This is a genomic window from Bacillus sp. B1-WWTP-T-0.5-Post-4 (assembly GCF_009183795.1).
Lineage (GTDB): Bacteria > Bacillota > Bacilli > Bacillales > Bacillaceae_G > Bacillus_A > Bacillus_A cereus.
Map to the genome: position 1 here is coordinate 440,231 of NZ_WEIJ01000004.1, position 19,850 is coordinate 460,080.

A 19,850-nucleotide genomic window follows, 5' to 3' on the forward strand; every position below is an offset into this window, starting at 1 on the left:
TTACTAAAATGAAGAATTATACGTATTGAATTTTTGTAGGCATTTTTGGATCTGTATCGTGAATTTCAAAGGATTCACCCACTCCAAATCCTTTTTCCTCTAGTACTTGTGATACTGACATACGCGCTAGTTCTTTCATGTTATTATCTAAGCTTAAATGGGCTAAATAAATATGCTTTGTCTCATCTGTAATTACATCTGCCATCGCTAATGCAGCATCCTCATTACAAACATGCCCAACGTCACTTAAAATACGTCGTTTAATGCTCCATGGATAACGTCCCATACGAAGCATTTCTACATCATGATTACTTTCAAATACGAAAGCATTAGCTCCCTTAATAACGCCTTTCATACGGTCACTTACGTATCCCGTATCTGTAATAAGCGCTAACTTCCTATTATTGTTATGGAAAGCATAAAACATCGGTTCTGCCGCATCATGAGAAACTCCAAATGACTCGACTTCAATATCACCAAAGGTTTTCACATCACCAACTGAGAAAATAAACTTTTGTTCAGTTGGGATATTTCCTATTAAATGTTCCATTGCATTCCATGTTTTCTCATTCGCATAAACAGGTAAATCATATTTACGTGCCAGTACACCTAATCCTTTAATATGATCACTATGCTCATGCGTTACAAGAATACCTGATACATCATTTATATTCAGTTCTGCTTGTTTAAATAAAGCCTCTGTTGCTTTACCACTTAAACCTGCGTCGACTAGTAATTTTTTTTCATCGGTTCCTACGTATAGCATATTTCCTGTACTTCCACTTGCAAGTACGCTAAAATGCAACCCCATTCTTTCTCACTCCAGTATGTTCATCAACCACTTGATTTTCCTTTTCTCCTAATTCCATAACTTGTCCTTCAATTGCATTCACAAAGAAGTCCTGCTTCTGCTCCGTTTTCAAATTCCACGTTGGAGCCAGTACTTGGTTATTAGAAGTAGATGCGGTAAGAGTGGCATAACCAATTTGCGCTTCTTTAACATGCGTATTTCCATGAATTTTATTTTTTAAATACAAATTTTCTAAAGCTGTTTGAGCCGTAATAATTTCTTGCTCTTTCGTTTTTTCACCTTCGCCCATTTCTTTTAAATCAGTTAGCATTGTCTGCGTATATGAAACAAGTTCATTTTTTTCATTTAATTCCACAACAATCATCGCCTGATTATTATAGAAAATAGGCTTATCTTTATATTTTTGGAAGAAATAAATTTTAGAGTCTTTCACCGCTCCAAATTCATACTTTTGTCCATCCAATACATAGTTCTTCAAAAATTCATTATACTTATCTTTTGATAATGATTTCGTATTTAAAAAAGGCTCTTTTAGCTTACTTTCTATCTTGTACATATTTTGTATATGCACTGTTTGATTTTTCAAAGACTGTATATCTTCTTCTTTAAAAGCTTTATTTTCCGCTCTAATAAATGACTCTTTTTTCGGTTCTTTAGGGATATTTCCCATCGTAATTTTGTTTGCTTTTAATTCTTGATCTATCTTTGTTTCTGCAATAAGCTCCAATTGATTACTATCTTGCTTTTGAATGAATTGGAAAATGAGAAAGAGGTCCAAAACAAAAAAGGTCACAATAAATATGGTTTTAATCCGATCCCAATCCATTTAGTCCTCCCTCACTCCACTCATAGATTTTCTGTTTACCTGTTTCATCTTCAACAAGCTTTACATACCAAATTGGTTGTAATCGAACTACTTGTCCATCTAGTGATAACTTGTATCCAATACCAATATCCTTAATTACTTGTTTCTTTATCTCTGGATTATTTTCTAGAGATGCTATTACAACATGCCCTGACGGAAGAGTAACCTTCTGTTCTATACCTTTAGTATTTAAAGACAGCAACGGTCTTTCATATTCCATTACTTCTTCTGATCCCCATATTTGTCTCAATTCAGCTAATCCATCTTCATTGAATACTGAATATCCATCTTCATTTAAACGAAATACTGTCTCTCCTTTATTCATATAGTCCAAACGATATGAATCCAAACTTCCACTGTGACCACTTACGAATTCAAAGCTTTTTTGTAAAAGCATTAAATTATCTATCGTTTTCTCAGTTAAGACAGAAGAGTTTTTATACTTTAGCATGTGACGATCGTTTTCAATTTCCATGGATCTAATACCATCTGTAAATGTTTCTTTCGACATCTCGGTAATCGGACTTAAATAACGAGGATCACTAAACAGAGCATTCTTAAACGTATCAACTGCTAAATTAGATGAAATATATGTTATATTGTTTAACTCTGTCGTTCCATCTGGTAAAAATAACTTTTTCATATCATTAAGTTGATAATCAAAATAAGGCTTTGCTGATACTATAAATTGATTTTGGGCATTTACAATATCTTTTAAATACACGCCACTTAATTTTGCCTCGTATATTTTAAAGTTATCACCATCAGAAACAAAGTTAATTTTAATTTCTTGATCCTTACTTCGAGAAGGATCGAGGAGAATACGATTAAAATGTTTAGGCTTATCTGTACTCTTCTCTTTCATGTTAAACATGGATTTTACTGCATCAAATGGGATATCGGTAGGGAAAACAAGTTCAACTTTCCCTTCACCATGCACATATGAAAGGAAATCCCCCTTAGTGATTGATATCTCTTTAAAATCATGTAGTTCCCCTACTTCCAGAGGCTTATAGATTGATTCTATATCTGCCTCTCTTCTGCTCCCATAATGATTTTTATCTTTATGCACGATGATAGAAGTAGGACGGACAACATCGGAAATTTTAGTTTGGTTCATTCCTTCATTTCCCTGCACAAATTTCGCGTTTTGCATGGATGTAGAATCTGGCACATACGTCCATAGGTTAAAAGTAAGAAATAGGCTAATTACAACCAGGTTAATTAAAACTATTGTTTTAAAGTTTTCCATACTCATTCCCAATCGTCCTCTTCATCTGCTGCCATTGGTAACGTGAAATAAATAGTTGTCCCTTTTCCTTCTTCACTCTTCGCCCAAATAGAGCCACCATGTGCCTCAATCATTTCTTTTGCAATTGCTAATCCAAGCCCAGTACCACCCATTTGTCTTGAACGAGCTTTATCTACGCGATAAAAACGTTCAAAGATTTTATCAACGTTTTCTTTTGGAATACCCATTCCTTGGTCACTTACACTAATTTCTAATAAATCACCGCGATCACGTAAACGATATGTTACTGTTCCACCTTCTGGTGAATACTTTAATGCGTTAGAAATAATGTTATACAGCACTTGAGTAATTTTGTCAGTATCCATATCAATAAATCTAGATTTCTTAGAGAAAGATCGTTTGAAACTTACATTTTGCTCTTTAGACATTTCAAAGCGATCAATAATATTATTAAAGAAATCAGTAAAGTCGACCCATTCTTTCATTAAACGATGCTCTGTACTATCAAGTTTAGATAGCTGTAACAACGCATTTACAAGTCTAATCATTCTTTCTGTTTCTTCTTGTGTAACCGTTAAAAATTGTGGTGCAATATTTGGATCCTGCCATGCTCCATCTGTAAGTGCCTCTAAATAACTGCGCATCGTTGTTAATGGCGTCCTTAATTCATGAGAGACATTCGCTACAAACTCACGGCGTTCCCGTTCTATACGCTCCTGCTCTGTTACATCATATAGTACAGCAATTAAGCCATTTGCCTTCCCTGTTTCTTTTTGAATAACAGAGAAACTAGCACGTAAAATATATGGTTCGTTTCTCGTACTAAAATCTAATAAAACAGAATCTGGCTCTTCATATAAATGATCGAGCGTAAATTCTTCCTGTATTCCTAATACCTCTAAAACAGATTGATCGAGCGCTGTTTCACGAGAAACATTTAACATCTTTTCCGCAGGATCATTTAGTAAAATAATATCCCCTTTTCGGTCAGTAGCAATTACTCCATCTGTCATATGTGATAAAACAGATGATAATTTACGCCTTTCACTTTCTGTAGAAGAACGAGCTTGTTGTAATTTTTTCGATAAATTATTGAAGGATAATGCCAGTTGTCCAATTTCATCATGGCTATGCACTTTTACTTTTCTCGAATAATTTCCTTTTGCCATTTCGATTGCTTGTCTCCGCATATCTGAAATTGGTCTTGTAATTGTTTGAGCCAATAAAATCCCAAGTACGGCCGTTACTAATAAAGCAATTACTGTTCCCGTAGCAAAAATTTGATTTATATCCTTCATTTGTTTATATACATCTTCCATAGATGCCACAATGTAAATAACACCAAGCGCATCCTTACCGTTATCATCTAGAATCGGAGTAAGCATAACTTGAACACGATGACCTGTACTACCATCCTTCTCAATTTTCACTTCCGGCTTTTTTTGTACTAACACTCGCTGAACAGCTATATCAGTTGATGTTCGATTCACCTTATTCTGCTTTGATTCATCTGAAATAGCCAGTAACTTTCTGTGCGAATCAAATACACTTACCTCTTGTATAACTTTCTTCTGATCAGAGGCAAATTTTCGAATTGAAGTTTTAATCGTTTCATCTGTTGACTCTGTTTCTGCTTTTGTATAACTTTTTTTAAACTCTTGCTTCAAATTATATGATAATAAGTTTGTTTGCTGCGTTAAAGAATCCCTAAAACCTTGTACTAAGCTCTTCTCTAATTCCCTTACGAAATATACTCCAATAACTTGCATCGCTATTAATATTAATAGCATATATATAAGCACAAATTTTAAATGAATAGATTGAAAAAAACCAACTTTCTTCATATACTATTCCTGCTCTGGGTCACGCAAGTAATACCCTACTCCACGTCTAGTTACAATTAAAGTAGGATGGCTTGGATTATCTTCAATTTTTTCACGCAAACGACGTACTGTAACGTCTACTGTGCGCACATCTCCAAAATAGTCATAACCCCAAACTGTTTGTAATAAATGTTCGCGTGTCATAACTTGTCCTAAATGTTTCGCTAAATAATGTAGCAACTCAAATTCACGATGTGTAAGCTCGATATTTTCCTCACGCTTCGTTACACTATATGCATTTGGATTAATCACAATTGGTCCAATAACCATTTCTGTATTTTCTTCTTTTTCCGCAGCACCACCTTGTTGATGGCGGCGTAAATTCGCCTTCACACGAGCAAGTAATTCCCTTGTACTAAATGGCTTCGTTACATAATCATCTGCCCCAAGCTCAAGCCCTAATACTTTATCAATCTCAGAGTCCTTTGCTGTAAGCATAATAATCGGCATTTCTGAGCTTTTACGTATTTCACGGCAAACCTCTAAGCCATCTTTACCTGGTAGCATAATATCTAATAAAACCATATCTGGTTGCTCTTCATTAGCCTTTTCAATTGCTTCATCACCATCATGCGCCATTACTATTTCAAAACCTTCTTTTTCTAGGTTAAACTTCAAAATATCTGCAATCGGCTTTTCATCATCAACTACTAAAATTTTCTTTCCCATCATCGTCTATTTCCTCCTTATAAAAATATGGTCAATAATCCCTAAACATATTGATGTTTACATAGTATGTCCTATATGACCGCATCCTTTGTTTAAGTATTTTCTCCTCTATTCTCATAGACTCATGTATGATCCACTTTTACACGGCATCCTATACGATCTATAGAAAAACCTCTAGCTTCAACTGCTAGAGGCTCCTCGTTCTATTTTAAAATAACTACTCAGTTTTGTAAAATTACATAAATAAAAAGGATATTAAGTGGGCCCACTTAATATCCTGAGAGTGGCTCGGGACGGAATCGAACCGCCGACACGAGGATTTTCAGTCCTCTGCTCTACCGACTGAGCTACCGAGCCAAAACTATATATAAAACCACTAATGGTGGTATAAACAAAAGTGGCGGTCCCGACCGGGGTCGAACCGGCGATCTCCTGCGTGACAGGCAGGCATGTTAACCACTACACCACGGGACCAAAAATAAGCAAAAAAAAACATGACCCGTACGGGATTCGAACCCGTGTTACCGCCGTGAAAGGGCGGTGTCTTAACCACTTGACCAACGGGCCACGAAAAATAAAATGGTGAGCCATGAAGGACTCGAACCTTCGACCCTCTGATTAAAAGTCAGATGCTCTACCAACTGAGCTAATGGCTCATACTCACCAACGTCATATTTTCGTGACGACAAGATTTATCATAACATGTATTCTGTATTTATTGCAATACTTTTTTTGTTTTTTTATAAAAGAATAAGAAAAAACTCATGCAGACATGAGTTTTTTCTAAAAAATGTTAATTAAGCTTCGTATACGTTACGAACAATATTTGTTTGGTTACGATCTGGTCCAACTGAGAACATAGATATTTGAATTCCTGTTAACTCAGAAACACGTTCTACGTATTTTCGTGCATTTTCAGGAAGTTCATCTAATGATTTTACACCAGTAATATCTTCTTCCCAACCTGGAAGCTCTTCATATACAGGCTCACATTTCGCTAAAATGTTTAAGTTAGCTGGAACTTCATCAATAACTTCGCCATTGTATTTGTAAGCTACACAAATTTTAAGAGTTGGAATACCTGTTAAAACGTCGATAGAATTTAATGATAGATCCGTTAAACCACTAACACGACGTGCATGTCTTACAACAACGCTATCGAACCAACCTACGCGGCGTGGACGACCAGTTGTCGTTCCATACTCGCGACCAACTTCACGAATTTGATGACCAATTTCATCATGAAGCTCAGTAGGGAATGGACCATCACCAACGCGGCTTGTATATGCTTTACATACACCTACAACGCGAGTAACTTTCGCAGGACCAACTCCAGTTCCAACTGTTACACCACCAGCAATTGGGTTAGAAGATGTAACGAACGGGTACGTACCGTGGTCAATATCAAGCATAACACCTTGCGCACCTTCAAATAATACACGGTGATTATTATCTAATGCATCATTTAATACAACAGACGTATCACATACATATTGCGCGATTTGTTGCCCGTACTCGAAGTACTCTTCGAAAATTTCTTCTACAGTGAAACCTTCTGTATCGTACATTTTTTCAAATAAACGATTTTTTTCTACTAAATTGCGCTCAAGCTTCTCTTTAAATGCTTCACGGTCTAAAAGATCAGCCATACGAATACCGATACGAGCAGCTTTATCCATATATGCAGGACCGATACCTTTTTTCGTTGTACCGATTTTGTTATCACCTTTACTTGCTTCTTCTAACTCATCTTGTTTTAAGTGGTAAGGTAAAATAACATGTGCACGGTTACTTACACGTAAATTATCAGTACTTACACCACGATCGTGTAAGTATTTTAACTCTTCAAGTAATGCTTTTGGATCTACTACTAATCCGTTTCCGATTACACAAATTTTCTCTTTATAGAAAATACCAGATGGAATTAAGTGTAATTTATATTTAACTCCGCCGAAAACAATTGTATGTCCCGCGTTATTTCCACCTTGATATCTTGCAACTACTTCCGCATGCTCAGAAAGAAAATCAGTGATTTTACCTTTTCCTTCGTCGCCCCATTGTGTTCCTACAACTACTACTGAAGACATTATTAAAGCACCTCCGCAATTTTCAAACGATCTATTCAAACAATATAATTGTACCAAAACCGAAAGAGAAGTCAACCGAAAAGCGAACATTTTTTCACAAAAAAACATTTTCGTTCGTAAGAATTATATATTTAACTTATGAAAGCCTTATCTTTCTTATAAAAAAAAAGAAACACATCTTATTATAAGAAATGTGTTTCTTTTTTATACTGCCTTTATGCCGGTGGAGCATGTCCATCCTCAAAACGACGTTCTAAGTTAACGAACTTATTGAACTCTTTGACGAATGCAAGTTCCACTGAACCTACTGGACCGTTACGTTGTTTTGCAATAATAATTTCAATTGTATTTTTGTTTTCCGTTTCTCGATCATAGTAGTCTTCACGATATAGGAAAGCTACAATATCAGCATCCTGCTCAATACTTCCAGATTCACGAATATCAGACATCATCGGGCGTTTATCTTGACGAGATTCTACACCACGAGATAACTGTGATAAAGCAATAACAGGCACTTGCAATTCACGCGCAATCCCTTTTAAGGTACGAGAAATCTCAGATACTTCCTGCTGACGGTTCTCACCTGATTTCCCACTTCCTTGAATAAGCTGCAAATAGTCAATCAAAATCATACCAAGACCTTGTTCTTGCTTTAATCTACGACATTTTGCTCGAATCTCATTTACTTTAATACCTGGCGTATCATCAATATATATACCAGCATTTGAGAGACTCCCCATTGCCATTGTTAATTTTGCCCAATCATCGGAAGTTAATGAACCAGTACGAAGTCTTTGTGCATCAATATTCCCTTCTGCACAAAGCATACGCATAACAAGCTGATCAGCACCCATCTCCAAACTAAAAATCGCTACATTTTCATCCGTTTTCGTCGCTACGTTTTGTGCAATATTTAATGAAAATGCCGTTTTCCCTACTGATGGACGTGCTGCCACGATAATTAAATCATTTCGTTGGAAGCCTGCTGTCATCTTATCTAATTCAGTAAACCCAGTTGGTATCCCAGTAACTTCACCCTTTTGATTATGCAAAAGTTCAATTTTGTCATAAGCATCTACAAGAACATCTTTAATGTTTTGGAATGCTTTTGCATTCGTTTGATGGGATACTTCTAATATTTTTTTCTCAGCCTCGTTTAAAAGACCATCCACATCATCTTCTCTCTCGTATCCATCCGATACAATATGAGTCGCCGTGCGAATTAAACGACGTAAAAGCGCCTTTTCAGCGATGATGCGTGCGTAATATTCTACGTTAGCTGCAGTTGGCACAACTTCTGCTAACTCTGCTAAGTAAGAAACCCCACCAACCTCTTCTAGTAATCCTTGATCAGCCATTGCTGATGTCATCATTACTAAGTCAATCGGCTCTCCCTTATCAGATAGCCCAAGCATGACTTCAAAAATCTTTTGATGTTTCGTTCGATAGAACGAATCAGGTACCAATAACTCTGATGCTGAAGTTAACGCATCTTGATCAATCAATATGGCCCCTAAAACCGCCTGCTCAGCCTCTATATTATGCGGAGGGGTACGATCAGCAAGTACATCACTCATACGCAATCCTCCTTGCTTAATTTATTTTTATTGTTCACTAACATGAACTTTTACTGTTGCTGTTACTTGTGGATGCAATTTCACAGTAACGTTTGTATAACCTAACGCGCGGATTGCATCGTCCATTTCAAATTTACGTTTATCAAGTTTAATCTTGTGTGATTTTTGCATTGCATCTACGATTTGTTTGCTTGTGATAGAACCAAATAAACGGCCACCTTCTCCAGATTTCGCCTTTAATTCTACAGTTAATTTCTCTAAAGTCTCTTTTAACTCTTTTGCATTTTCAAGCTCTGCTGCTGCATCTTTTTCTTCTTTACGCTTTTGAGCTTCTAAAGTTTTCATACTGCTATTTGTTGCTTCAGCAGCTAATCCTTGTTTCAGTAAGAAGTTATTTGCATAGCCATCTGGTACGTTTTTTACTTCTCCTTTTTTACCTTTACCTTTTACGTCTTTTAGAAAAATTACTTTCATGATTGTGTGCCTCCCTGTAAATAGTCATCAATAACAAATCGAAGCTTCTCCTCAGCTTCATCTACTGTAACATTTTTCATCTGTGTGGCTGCATTCGTCAAATGCCCGCCACCGCCTAAGTTTTCCATAATTAGCTGCACATTCACTTCACCTAAAGACCTGCTGCTAATTCCAATGAGGTTCTCGCCACGTTTCGCAACAACAAATGATGCAATAATCCCTGTCATCGTTAATAACGTGTCTGCCGATTGCGCAATAAGCACTTGATCGTAGTAATCATCACTATCAACTTTAGCAATCGCAATTCCATTTTTATAAATGTACGCATTTTTTATAGCTTTTGCAACCCGTAAATACTGATCCATATCTTCCTTTAAAAGTTCTTGTACAAGTACAGTATCTGCACCATGTGAGCGTAAATAAGAAGCAGCATCAAATGTACGAGCCCCTGTCCGGAATGTGAAACTTTTCGTGTCGACAATAATACCCGCTAACAATGCCGTCGCTTCTAACATTGTCATCTTTAAATTTTTAGGTTGATACTCAAGTAATTCTGTAACCAATTCTGCTGTTGAAGAAGCATATGGTTCCATATAAACTAGCAATGGGTCTTCAATAAAATCTTCTCCACGGCGATGATGATCAATAACTACCACATTTTCAATTTTATGTAACAGTTTTTGCTCCATCACCATAGAAGGTTTATGCGTATCGACAACAACAAGTAACGACTCATCGTTTGCAAATTCCATCGCTTGCTCTGGAGTAATAAAATGAGACCATAACTCCTCATTTTGTTTCACTTTGTCCATCAAACGCTTAATTCCTTTATCGGAATCATTTTCATCTAACACAATATATCCTTTACGCTCATTTAATTGAGCCACTTTTAAAATACCAATCGCAGCACCAATTGCGTCCATATCGGGAGCCCTATGCCCCATAATAATGACATTACTACTTTCTAATACTAAATCCTTTAACGCATGCGAAATGACCCTGGCACGTACACGGGTACGTTTTTCAACCGGATTTGTCTTACCTCCATAGAACTTAACTTTACCTGTCGCTTGTTTAATAGCTACTTGGTCTCCCCCGCGCCCAAGCGCAAGATCTAAACCAGATTGAGCCATTGCTCCAAGCTCTGATAAAGGTAAATCACCTGATCCGACACCCACACTTAATGTAAGTGGTATATTCCTTTTAGATGTTTCTTCACGCACCTGATCTAAAATGCTAAATTTCCCTTTCTCCATCTGCGTCAAAATACTTTCATTTAGCACAACGAAGAATCTTTCTGAAGATGCACGTTTTAAATAAGCACCATACTTAAGTGCCCATTCATTTAGTCGCGATGTCACAAGACTTGTTATATTCGTACGTAATTGATCATCTAATCCTTGTGTAACTTCATCATAATTATCCAAATAGATGACAGCTAAAACAGTCCTTTGATCCTCGTACATCTTTTCGATTTCTGTTTGTTCCGTTACATCAAAGAAATAAATTAACTTTTCTTCTTTCCTTACAAAAACGCGAAACTTTCGATTATTTAAAGAGACTATATCATCAGAAGTTTCTCCTTTAATGAAAAGAAGTAATGTTTCTGATACATCGTAAAGGTGCCATCCAGCTAATGCGTGCTGTCCCAGACATGAAGATAAATAAGGATTTGCCCAATCAATCCCATAATCCTTATTGTATAACAAAATACCAATCGGCATTTGGTTAAATGCTTCATTACTTACTTTCTTTACTCTTGTAATCATATCTGTCGTATGCTTTTCGAAATTCCTTTGAAAATTAAGTTCAAATCGTATAACGATAAAGAATACGATACAAAAAATGACAAAAGCAGCTATACCCATAATTAAATGAAAATAACAGAGAATTAAAATGAGCACAAAAACAAAAAATGCCAATACATAAACAGGATATAAAAACCACTGTTTCTTATCAAATTCAGGCATGTATACAACTCCTATAAAGTAAAACTAACTTACCTTCCAGTTAGTTAAACAGATTAAAATAGTATAAGGAATATTATTTTATCCCCCTATTTTAGAACGCAATGAAATCCCTAAGTCAATTATACCTAAGATTGTCACAAGAGGAAACAGCATCGGAATAAACATGCATGCAATAAAACTAATAATAGGAACCCCTTTAGTAAAACCTTTTCTATACGCTAAAAAGGCGATAAATGTCAGACCTTGCAGTACAAGCAATAGTGCAAATATGACATTTAGGTTAGAAAATACCATATGTAAATATGATGTTGGTTCTACTTTTATAAAAGTTGCTAACAAAATAAATATAACGTAATACCAAATGATACTCTTTGGTAATTGTATATCTTTAAATTTAGGCCAAGATATAACTTCATGTTTTAACTTTTTCAAAACACTACCTGATATTATCACTGTAATCCAAGAAAAACATACTGAAACTAGCACAAGTATACTTGGAAGTAACGATTGTAATATATCATTCATTTGTGCGAGTAACTCTTTTTGTTCCTTACTAATCGGCATGCCAGTAGCACTTACTATCTTTTCGCTTTTCGCCATACTTTCACTAAACATACTTTGCATTTGCTTCATTATATCTATGTTGAAAAACTTTATACTCGCAACATAAATAAGTACAAAACCAATTAAGTATGCAAGCGTCCCCGCTATTAAGATTTCCACTGGCTTTTTTCTTGTTTTATACATATATCCTAAAACAATCCCTATCAATCCAAACATAATTGTCTTCACTAAATTCAGCGGTTGACTCACAATAATAGTAACAAAAAGTGCTGCTACAAAAACCACGAGCACATTAGATAGTTTATGTCTTATCATTAATAGTATAAATGGTAACGGCAACGCAAAAGTTACAACTGTACCCAAAATCGGAACATACATAGATATAAGCAATAAAATTGCATATATAGCTAATAATGCTGCACCTTCTGTAATAAACTTTGTTTGTTTCACATTTTAACCTCTCTTTCAAAAAGAAAAGCATAGCAAAATGCACAGTAGAGTCCCACTCTACTGTGCATTTCATACGCTATTATTCACCAACATATGGTAAAAGTGCCATTTGACGAGCACGTTTAATTGCAACTGTAAGTTTGCGTTGGTATTTCGCGCTTGTTCCTGTTACACGACGAGGTAAAATTTTACCACGTTCAGAAACGAAACGTTTTAATAAATCAACATCTTTATAGTCAATGCGAGTGATGCCGTTAGCTGTGAAGAAACACACCTTACGACGTTTCGCACGTCCACCTTTGCGTCCTGCCATGTCTATTTCCCTCCATTCTTTGTTAAAACTAACAAATTTACTGTATTAGAACGGTAAATCGTCGTCGGAAATGTCGATCGGTTGACCTACATTTGAAAATGGATCGTCATTCTTCGTAAATCCAGAGTTACCTTGGTTACCTGAATTACTAGATTGACCAAATGGGTTAGAGCCTTGGTTACCGAAACCAGCTCCTGATGGTTGCTGATTAAATGAACCACGTTGCTCCCCACCGCCATTACGCGGCTCTAAAAATTGCACGCTTTCCGCAAGAACTTCTGTTACGTATACACGTTTACCATCTTGTCCCTCGTAATTACGAGTTTGAAGACGTCCATCTACGCCTGCTAAGCTACCTTTTTTCAAATAATTTGCTACGTTTTCTGCTTGTTTACGCCATATTACACAATTAATAAAGTCAGCTTCACGCTCACCTTGCTGATTGGCAAATGCGCGATTCACAGCTAACGTAAAAGTAGCTACTGCGACACCATTGGGCGTGTAACGTAAGTCAGGGTCCTTAGTTAAACGACCAACGAGGATAACACGATTCATCAATCGAACCACTCTCCCTTATATATCAATTATTTTTCTTCTTCTTTAACAACGATATGACGAAGGATGTCTTCGTTGATCTTAGCTAAACGGTCGAATTCGTTAATCGCTTCTGCGTTAGATTTCACGTTTAAGATCATGTAGAAACCTTCACGTAAGTCGTTGATTTCGTAAGCTAAACGACGCTTACCCCACTCTTTCGTGTTAATGATTTCTGCACCATTGTTTGTTAAAACACCTGCAAAACGTTCAACTAAAGCCTTTTGAGCTTCTTCTTCAACGCCAGGACGAATGATGTACATAATTTCGTACTTTCTCATTACACTTTCACCTCCTTTTGGTCTAAACGGCCCGTAATGGGCAAGGAGCAATTAATTTATAGTAATTACTCACGAGTTTAGATTATATCATAGTAAGTTATATGAATCAACTCACCAATACATAAAAAACTTGGCAAACATATAATATATTTGCCAAGCTCATATCTTTATTTTTCCTAGGAAATATTAAATTAAACGTTAAAACGGAAGTGCATAACATCTCCGTCTTTTACGATATATTCTTTTCCTTCTAAACGTACTTTTCCAGCTTCTTTTGCAGCTGTCATAGAACCGTTTGTCATTAAGTCATCGTAAGAAACTGTTTCTGCACGAATAAATCCACGCTCAAAGTCTGTATGAATAACACCAGCACATTGTGGTGCCTTCATTCCTTGTTTAAATGTCCAAGCACGTACTTCTTGAACGCCAGCTGTAAAGTAAGTAGCAAGTCCTAATAGGTCATATGCTGCACGAATTAATTGATCTAAACCAGACTCTTCAATTCCTAATTCTTCAAGGAATACTTTTTTCTCTTCTTCGTCTAATTCAGCGATTTCTGATTCGATTTTTGCACATACAACGATTACTTGAGAATTTTCATTTGCTGCAAATTCTTTTACCATTTGTACGTATTTATTTTCCGAAGGATCGATAATATCGTCTTCACTTACATTCGCTACGTATAACATTTCTTTTGTTGTAAGTAAATGAAGGCCTTTAACAATCTTCATCTGCTCTTCTGTAAATTCAACAGTACGAGCTGGTTTTCCCTCTTCAAAAGCTTCTTTTAAACGAACTAAAATTTCATGCTCATATACCGCTTCTTTATCTTTTTGTCTTGCTAATTTCGCAACACGCTCGATACGCTTATCAACAGACTCTAAGTCCGCTAAAATTAGCTCTAAATTGATTGTTTCAATATCATCAATTGGATCTACTTTCCCTGAAACGTGCGTAATATTTTCGTCTTCAAAACAACGAACAACTTGGCAAATTGCATCTACTTGACGAATGTGAGATAAGAATTTATTTCCTAAACCTTCACCTTTACTAGCACCTTTTACGATACCTGCAATATCAGTAAACTCGAATACAGTCGGAACAGTCTTTTTCGGTTCTACTAATTCCGTTAATTTATTTAAACGCTCATCTGGTACTTCTACAATCCCTACGTTTGGATCAATTGTACAGAATGGATAGTTCGCAGATTCTGCTCCTGCTTGTGTAATTGCATTAAATAAAGTGGACTTCCCTACGTTAGGTAATCCAACAATCCCAGCCGTTAATCCCATATTTTTCACTCCTATGTCTCAATCTTTCATCATTATAGATAGTAACGAAAAAAATGACAAGTTTCCGCCAAACGAAAAAAAGTAACAGTTACCTACTGTAACTGTTACTCTCCCTCTATTCTTCGTGCTTCACAAGTATTTTTTTCACCTTACGATCAAACTCTCTTCGAGGAATCATTACTGAATGGTCACACCCCTCGCACTTAATGCGGATATCCATTCCCATACGAATAATTTTCCAACGATTCTCGCCACATGGATGGGCTTTCTTCATTTCCACAACATCATACAAGTTATATTCCTTTTGCTCCATTCTCCAAACTCCTCTCCATACTAAATTGCTTTTCTACTAACTAATTCTTCACGATTATATAAAACCATACGTGGATATGGAATTTCAATTCCATGTAAATCAAGACGATTTTTAATCTCTTTACGAAGTGCCCTTGCAATAACTGCATGTTGCATCGGTTCTACTTCAGCAATAACACGTAATATAACTTCTGATGCTGCTAATGTTTGCACACCTAATAATTGAGGCGTTGTTACCATTTTTTCGTACTTTGAAGGTAATTCTACTAATAAATCTTCAATAACTTGCTCTGCTTTCGCAATATCAGCCTCATATGAAATAGATACATCAACAAACGCTACACTATTACTAACTGAGTAGTTAGTAACTTGAATAATACTTCCATTTGGTAAAGTATGAATTTCACCTGTCCAACTCTTTACTTTCGTTGTACGAAGTCCAATTTCTAAAACGACTCCTTCAAATTGACCGATTTTAACATAATCGCCAACTGAAAACTGATCTTCTAACAAAATAAATAAACCTGTAATAACGTCTTTCACTAAACTTTGAGCACCAAATCCGACTGCTAAACCAATTACCCCAGCACCCGCTAATAAACCTGATGCATTAATATCAAACACACCTAAAATCGCAATTAGCATAATGAACATAACAACGTACGCTACAATATTTTCAAGTAATTTCGCTACTGTAACTGTACGACGTTCTGAAATTTGAATTGGAGAACGACTCCCCATACGAAACGCATTTCGTACAACCGCCCTTGCAATTCGCACAACAACTGCACCAATTGTTAAAATAATACATATTTTTAATGTCGCAACTCCAATATGAGCCCAACGATCAGCATCTAATAAATACTGTTTCATAGAATTAAACCACTTCGCTAATAAATCCATGTACCTCTACCTCTCTAGCTAAAATTTCTTTTTAGTTACCCTTATTATTGTATCAGAAGTCCCCTAATTGCTGAAAAAATTTTATGATTTTAATCCTATTTTATCCCCGACATCCAGGTATAAAATGGAACGAATATATATATACTAGTACTATTATTTCCGTTTTCATTCACATTTTGCAAAAATTACGCACTTATAACTTTCCATTTTCCTCACCATATAACATATATTGAAAATTTATTAAAAGGATGGGTGCTTCATGAATATTGGAAGTTTTCGCTTACCATTTTTTGAGAAAGAAACTCAAAACGTTATGCACCAAGATCTAGAAGCCTCTGAGATAATCAGTAATTTCTTACTTACCCATATTCCTATTAAAACTAATATACCACTCATTCTCGTTTGTATCGGCACAGATCGCTCTACAGGTGACGCACTCGGCCCATTAGTTGGTACAAAACTTGAACAAATAGACATCCAAAACCTCCAAGTATTCGGTACACTAGATGAGCCAGTACATGCGCTAAATTTAGAAGAGAAAATTCAGAATATACAGAAAGAATATCCTACTGCATTTATAATTGCTGTTGATGCATGTTTAGGAAAGTCCCAAAATATCGGATCAATCACTACTGGAAAGGGACCTAGTAAACCTGGAGCTGCTATGAATAAGAAATTACCTGCAGTTGGTGATTTGCACATACACGGTATCGTCAATCTAAATGGGTTTATGGAGTTTTTCGTTCTTCAAAATACAAGGTTAAGTTTAGTCATGAAAATGGCTGATGTAATCGCAAAAAGTATAAAAGAGACGGATCAAAAATTATCCGCATTAAAAAAAGCAAACCATCTATAAATAATAAGATGGTTTGCTTTTTAATTTTTCTGTGCTAATAGTTCTAAAATACGATTTAAATCTTCTTTATTAAAAAATTCAATTTCGATTTTACCTTTTTCTTTTTTCGTCTCTTTAATTTTCACATCTGTGCCAAACTTTTCTCTTAAGAACGTTTCACGTTCTACGAAAAATATATTTCGCTCTTTTTTCACTTTTTTTGTTTCACGTGAAACGTGTTGATTAATCTCTTGGACGATTTTCTCTAATTGACGAACATTTAATCCTTCTTTTTCAATGCGTTTCAATAAGGACTTCAATTGTTCTTCATCTTTTATCGTAAGTAAAGTTCTCCCATGAGCCATTGAAAGTTGACCATTTGCAATCATATCTTGTACGAAAGAAGGTAGGCTTAATAACCGAGTATAATTTGCAATGTAAGGTCTGCTTTTACCAAGACGTTTCGCTAATTGTTCTTGCGTTACATTTAGCTCATTCATTAACATCTGGTATGCCATTGCCTCTTCCATAGGATTTAAATCTTCTCGTTGTAAGTTTTCTAACAAAGCAAATTCCATCATTTGCTGTTCAGTTAATTGTCTTACAACCGCAGGTACTTTTTCTAAACCAGCCTCTTTTGCAGCACGAAACCGTCTTTCACCTGCAACAATTTCATATCCTTTAATACTCTTCCTAGCAATTAATGGTTGTAGAATACCGTGTTCCTTAATCGAAATTGCTAATTCCTGAATCGCCTCTTTATTAAAGTGTTTACGCGGTTGATATGGATTCGGCCTTAATTCAGTTACAAGAATCTCCTGAATTGTTTCCTCTTCTTTCACATCTAAATCAGGAAAAAACACATTAATTCCTCTTCCTAATCCTTTAGCCACCTGCAATCACTTCCTCTGCTAAATCTATATACACTTCTGCTCCTCTTGATTTAGCGTCATACTGCATAATAGGTTTCCCATGACTTGGAGCCTCGCTCAAGCGTACATTACGCGGAATAATCGAGCGATATACTTTATCCCTAAAATACTTTTTCACTTCATCTATAACTTGAATCCCTAAATTTGTACGGGCATCCAACATTGTTAACAATACACCTTGAATTGCTAAATTTTTATTTAAATGTTTTTGTACAAGTCGAACTGTATTTAATAGCTGACTTAACCCTTCTAGTGCGTAATATTCACACTGTACAGGAATAATAACAGAATCTGCTGCTGTTAATGCATTAATCGTTAATAACCCTAAAGATGGGGGACAGTCGATAATAATATAGTCATATTCATCACGAACTGGCTGTAATGCTCTTTGCAAACGTACTTCCCGGGAAATAGTCGGTACCAATTCAATTTCAGCACCAGCCAATTGAATTGTAGCGGGTAGAACATCTAAGTTTTCAGTTGCGGTTTTCTGTATAACCCCTTGAACATCTGCATCTTCCACAAGAACGTTGTAAATACATTGATCTAATTCAGATTTTTCAATTCCCACACCAGTCGTTGCATTTCCTTGAGCATCAATATCTACAAGAAGGACTTTTTTACCTACTTGCGCCAATCCAGCCCCTAAATTAACAGATGTTGTTGTTTTTCCAACACCGCCTTTTTGATTAGCAATAGCAATGATTTTTCCCATGATGTCACCTACTTTCAACCTTTCTATCTTATTCTAGTAACAATTACGTTTATTGTAACATGAAATAAAACTTTTTCTTTTACGTCCTTTATTAAACTTCAAAATTTATTTCTAAACTCCTTCTTCATTTAACAAGAAAATATAGTAAAAGAGACCTCTCCAATAGGATAAGGTCTCTAGCACGTCATTATTATTTTTTCTTTGGAATTTTAATTGTAATTTGATAGTACTCATCAAATTCTTTTTCCTCAGAATTAACATTCAAACCACTTTCAGTAACCATTTGTAAAGATTGTCTAATTGTATTCATAGCAATCCTCGTATCTCGACTTACTGCTTTTTGCTTTGCCTTACGCTTCGGTTTCGCTTCCTCTAGTAACTTCGCAATTCGTTCTTCTGTTTGCTTTACATTTAGTTGTTTCTCCACAATTTCCTGTAAAACCTTCAGTTGTAATTCCTCATTTTTTAAAGGAATGAGAGCGCGGGCATGACGTTCTGTAATGCTTTTTTCTAATAATGCACTTTTTATTTCTTCAGGCAACTTTAACAAGCGCAACTTATTTGCGATTGTAGATTGTCCTTTTCCAAGTCGTTGTGCCAATGCTTCTTGTGTTAAATTATGTAACTCAATCAGCTTTTGATATGCCACAGCTTCCTCGATTGCCGTTAGTTCCTCACGTTGCAAGTTTTCAATTAAAGCTACAGAAGCTGTCTCTGTATCATTTAAATTCTTTATAATTGCAGGAACCTTTTCCCAACCTAACTTTGTTGCCGCGCGAAAACGTCTTTCTCCAGCAATAATCTCGTACTTATCATCCTCATATTGCCTTACAACAATCGGTTGAATAAGTCCATGTGTACGAATTGTTAATGCTAACTCATCAATACGCGCATCATCAAAAACTGTTCTTGGTTGATAACGGTTAGGGGTAATATTTACTATCGGAATTTCTTGTATTTCTTCATATACCTTTTTATCTATCTCTTCATGGCTTTCGTCTTGTAATTCGAATTCGCTCTCTTTATCTCCAAAGCCAAATAAACGAGAAAACGTATTTTTCATACATATTC

20 protein-coding genes and 4 tRNA genes are annotated in these 19,850 nt (G+C 35.8%); 1 reads left to right on the forward strand and 23 read right to left on the reverse strand.

Features of this window, described 5'->3' with window-relative positions; genetic code table 11:
* Positions 1-16: 16 nt before the first annotated feature.
* From GBN91_RS16375 to GBN91_RS16470, 20 genes are all read right to left on the reverse strand, one after another.
* The gene (locus GBN91_RS16375; protein ID WP_000522837.1) at positions 17-811 is read right to left on the reverse strand and encodes an MBL fold metallo-hydrolase; all 795 of its coding nucleotides are present in this window, start codon (positions 809-811) and stop codon (positions 17-19) included.
* On the reverse strand, positions 795-1,637 hold the full coding sequence (locus GBN91_RS16380; protein ID WP_000383740.1) for a two-component system regulatory protein YycI: 843 nt from the start codon (positions 1,635-1,637) through the stop codon (positions 795-797). Before GBN91_RS16380 ends, GBN91_RS16375 begins: the two co-directional genes overlap by 17 nt.
* Entirely contained in the window at positions 1,618-2,934 is a 1,317-nt protein-coding gene (locus GBN91_RS16385; protein WP_000061560.1) for a YycH family regulatory protein, read from the reverse strand. Before GBN91_RS16385 ends, GBN91_RS16380 begins: the two co-directional genes overlap by 20 nt.
* Positions 2,931-4,772 carry a cell wall metabolism sensor histidine kinase WalK gene (gene walK / locus GBN91_RS16390; protein WP_000755367.1) on the reverse strand — a complete coding sequence of 614 codons (1,842 nt, stop codon included), beginning with the start codon at positions 4,770-4,772 and terminating at the stop codon, positions 2,931-2,933. The genes GBN91_RS16385 and walK overlap by 4 nt, the downstream gene beginning before the upstream one ends.
* A 3-nt stretch (positions 4,773-4,775) precedes the next feature.
* Positions 4,776-5,483, reverse strand: coding sequence for a cell wall metabolism DNA-binding response regulator WalR (gene walR, locus GBN91_RS16395; RefSeq protein WP_000971865.1), 708 nt, complete (start codon positions 5,481-5,483; stop codon positions 4,776-4,778).
* Between the two features lie 281 nt (positions 5,484-5,764).
* A tRNA-Phe gene (locus GBN91_RS16400) sits at positions 5,765-5,837 on the reverse strand.
* Positions 5,838-5,878: 41 nt separating this feature from the next.
* A tRNA-Asp gene (locus GBN91_RS16405) sits at positions 5,879-5,954 on the reverse strand.
* A gap of 21 nt (positions 5,955-5,975) precedes the next feature.
* A tRNA-Glu gene (locus tag GBN91_RS16410) sits at positions 5,976-6,047 on the reverse strand.
* A gap of 13 nt (positions 6,048-6,060) precedes the next feature.
* Positions 6,061-6,136 (reverse strand) — tRNA-Lys (locus tag GBN91_RS16415).
* A 141-nt stretch (positions 6,137-6,277) separates the two neighbouring features.
* Positions 6,278-7,567: an adenylosuccinate synthase gene (locus tag GBN91_RS16420; RefSeq protein WP_000100238.1), complete on the reverse strand. Its 1,290-nt coding sequence runs from the start codon at positions 7,565-7,567 to the stop codon at positions 6,278-6,280.
* A gap of 215 nt (positions 7,568-7,782) precedes the next feature.
* Positions 7,783-9,144: a replicative DNA helicase gene (gene dnaB / locus GBN91_RS16425; RefSeq protein WP_001286148.1), complete on the reverse strand. Its 1,362-nt coding sequence runs from the start codon at positions 9,142-9,144 to the stop codon at positions 7,783-7,785.
* A gap of 27 nt (positions 9,145-9,171) precedes the next feature.
* Entirely contained in the window at positions 9,172-9,618 is a 447-nt protein-coding gene (gene rplI, locus GBN91_RS16430) for a 50S ribosomal protein L9 (protein WP_000864228.1), read from the reverse strand.
* Complete coding sequence (locus tag GBN91_RS16435; protein WP_001113778.1) at positions 9,615-11,588, reverse strand: DHH family phosphoesterase; 1,974 nt, start codon at positions 11,586-11,588, stop codon at positions 9,615-9,617. The genes rplI and GBN91_RS16435 overlap by 4 nt, the downstream gene beginning before the upstream one ends.
* 78 nt (positions 11,589-11,666) lie before the next feature.
* Positions 11,667-12,602 carry a YybS family protein gene (locus GBN91_RS16440; protein WP_000814840.1) on the reverse strand — a complete coding sequence of 312 codons (936 nt, stop codon included), beginning with the start codon at positions 12,600-12,602 and terminating at the stop codon, positions 11,667-11,669.
* 79 nt (positions 12,603-12,681) lie between these two features.
* Positions 12,682-12,915 (reverse strand): 30S ribosomal protein S18, encoded by a 234-nt coding sequence (gene rpsR, locus GBN91_RS16445; protein ID WP_000918873.1) that lies wholly within the window; start codon positions 12,913-12,915, stop codon positions 12,682-12,684.
* Between the two features lie 45 nt (positions 12,916-12,960).
* Positions 12,961-13,473, reverse strand: a complete 513-nt coding sequence (gene ssb / locus GBN91_RS16450; protein WP_000981966.1) for a single-stranded DNA-binding protein — start codon at positions 13,471-13,473, stop codon at positions 12,961-12,963.
* Between the two features lie 26 nt (positions 13,474-13,499).
* Positions 13,500-13,790: a 30S ribosomal protein S6 gene (gene rpsF / locus GBN91_RS16455; protein ID WP_001233778.1), complete on the reverse strand. Its 291-nt coding sequence runs from the start codon at positions 13,788-13,790 to the stop codon at positions 13,500-13,502.
* A gap of 191 nt (positions 13,791-13,981) precedes the next feature.
* On the reverse strand, positions 13,982-15,082 hold the full coding sequence (ychF, locus tag GBN91_RS16460; protein WP_000524657.1) for a redox-regulated ATPase YchF: 1,101 nt from the start codon (positions 15,080-15,082) through the stop codon (positions 13,982-13,984).
* A gap of 115 nt (positions 15,083-15,197) precedes the next feature.
* Entirely contained in the window at positions 15,198-15,395 is a 198-nt protein-coding gene (locus GBN91_RS16465; protein WP_000435485.1) for a DUF951 domain-containing protein, read from the reverse strand.
* 20 nt (positions 15,396-15,415) lie between these two features.
* A complete protein-coding gene (locus GBN91_RS16470) occupies positions 15,416-16,297 on the reverse strand; it encodes a mechanosensitive ion channel family protein (RefSeq protein ID WP_152121778.1) in 882 nt (293 codons plus the stop codon).
* Positions 16,298-16,556: 259 nt separating this feature from the next.
* Between GBN91_RS16470 and yyaC the strand changes: the two genes are divergently transcribed.
* A complete protein-coding gene (yyaC, locus tag GBN91_RS16475) occupies positions 16,557-17,153 on the forward strand; it encodes a spore protease YyaC (protein ID WP_001020714.1) in 597 nt (198 codons plus the stop codon).
* Between the two features lie 20 nt (positions 17,154-17,173).
* On the opposite strand, the gene spo0J is transcribed toward yyaC, so the two are convergent.
* From spo0J to noc, 3 genes are all read right to left on the reverse strand, one after another.
* Complete coding sequence (spo0J, locus tag GBN91_RS16480; RefSeq protein ID WP_001051832.1) at positions 17,174-18,025, reverse strand: stage 0 sporulation protein Spo0J; 852 nt, start codon at positions 18,023-18,025, stop codon at positions 17,174-17,176.
* Entirely contained in the window at positions 18,018-18,779 is a 762-nt protein-coding gene (gene soj, locus GBN91_RS16485; RefSeq protein WP_000516114.1) for a sporulation initiation inhibitor protein Soj, read from the reverse strand. The genes spo0J and soj overlap by 8 nt, the downstream gene beginning before the upstream one ends.
* A gap of 190 nt (positions 18,780-18,969) precedes the next feature.
* A complete protein-coding gene (gene noc, locus GBN91_RS16490; RefSeq protein ID WP_152121780.1) occupies positions 18,970-19,842 on the reverse strand; it encodes a nucleoid occlusion protein in 873 nt (290 codons plus the stop codon).
* Positions 19,843-19,850: the final 8 nt, after the last annotated feature.